The following is a 1,205-nucleotide window of genomic DNA, read 5'->3' as shown; positions in this document are numbered from 1 at the left end:
CCCGGCGCCTTGACGGCGGCGATCTTCAGGCCGCCACGCAGCTTGTTGACGACCAGCGTGGCCAGAGCCTCGCCTTCGACGTCTTCCGAGATGATGAGCAGCGGCTTCGAGGTCTGCACGACGGCTTCGAGAACCGGCAGCATGGCCTGCAGGTTGGAGAGCTTCTTCTCGTGCAGCAGGATGTAGACGTCCTCGAGATCGGCAACCATCTTGTCGGCGTTGGTGACGAAGTAGGGCGAGAGATAGCCGCGGTCGAACTGCATGCCTTCGACGACTTCGAGTTCCGTCTCGGCAGTCTTGGCTTCCTCGACCGTGATGACGCCTTCATTGCCGACCTTCTGCATCGCTTCCGCGATCATCTTGCCGACCGACTCGTCGCCATTGCCGGCGATCGTGCCGACCTGGGCAACCTCTTCCGAGGTCTTGATCTTTTTGGCGTTCTTGATCAGCGTCGCGACGACGTCGGTCACGGCAAGATCGATGCCGCGCTTCAGGTCCATCGGGTTCATGCCGGCGGCAACCGCCTTGTGGCCTTCCTGGACGATCGACTGCGCCAGAACGGTCGCGGTCGTGGTGCCGTCGCCGGCGATGTCGTTGGTCTTCGAAGCGACTTCGCGGACCATCTGTGCGCCCATGTTTTCGAACTTGTCTTCAAGCTCGATTTCCTTGGCGACGGTGACGCCGTCCTTGGTGATGCGCGGGGCGCCGAACGACTTGTCGATAACGACGTTGCGGCCCTTGGGGCCGAGCGTCACCTTCACCGCGTCGGCGAGGATGTTGACACCGCGCAGCATGCGCTCGCGGGCGTCACGGGAGAATTTTACGTCTTTGGCAGCCATTTTGTACTCCTGGGCATTTCGCCCGAAATTCAGATTGGATGGTACGGATGAAAGGCAGCGGCGTGTTAGCCGATGATGCCCATGATGTCGGCTTCCTTCATGATCAGAAGGTCTTCGCCATTGAGCTTGACTTCGGTGCCCGACCACTTGCCGAACAGGATACGGTCGCCAGCCTTGACGTCCAGGGGCACGAGCTTGCCAGCTTCGTCGCGGGCGCCCGAGCCGACGGCGATGATCTCGCCTTCCTGCGGCTTTTCCTTTGCCGTGTCGGGGATGATGATCCCGCCGGCGGTCTTGGATTCGGATTCGACCCGGCGAACGACCACGCGGTCATGAAGCGGGCGGAACTTCGACTGTGCCATTTTT

2 protein-coding genes are annotated in these 1,205 nt (G+C 61.2%); both read right to left on the bottom strand.

Annotation, left to right across the window (positions count from 1 at the left end):
- Positions 1 to 839, bottom strand: an 839-nt coding sequence (gene groEL, locus AC1DZU_RS35560) for a chaperonin GroEL (protein WP_477292123.1), incomplete at its 3' end; no start/stop codon positions are given.
- A 65-nt stretch (positions 840 to 904) separates the two neighbouring features.
- On the bottom strand, positions 905 to 1,201 hold the full coding sequence (groES, locus tag AC1DZU_RS35555; protein ID WP_477292125.1) for a co-chaperone GroES: 297 nt from the start codon (positions 1,199 to 1,201) through the stop codon (positions 905 to 907).
- Positions 1,202 to 1,205 lie beyond the last annotated feature (4 nt).

The sequence above is a fragment of the Mesorhizobium sp. P2_A12 genome (assembly GCF_056405075.1).
This window is presented reverse-complemented; position numbering and strand designations above follow the sequence as displayed.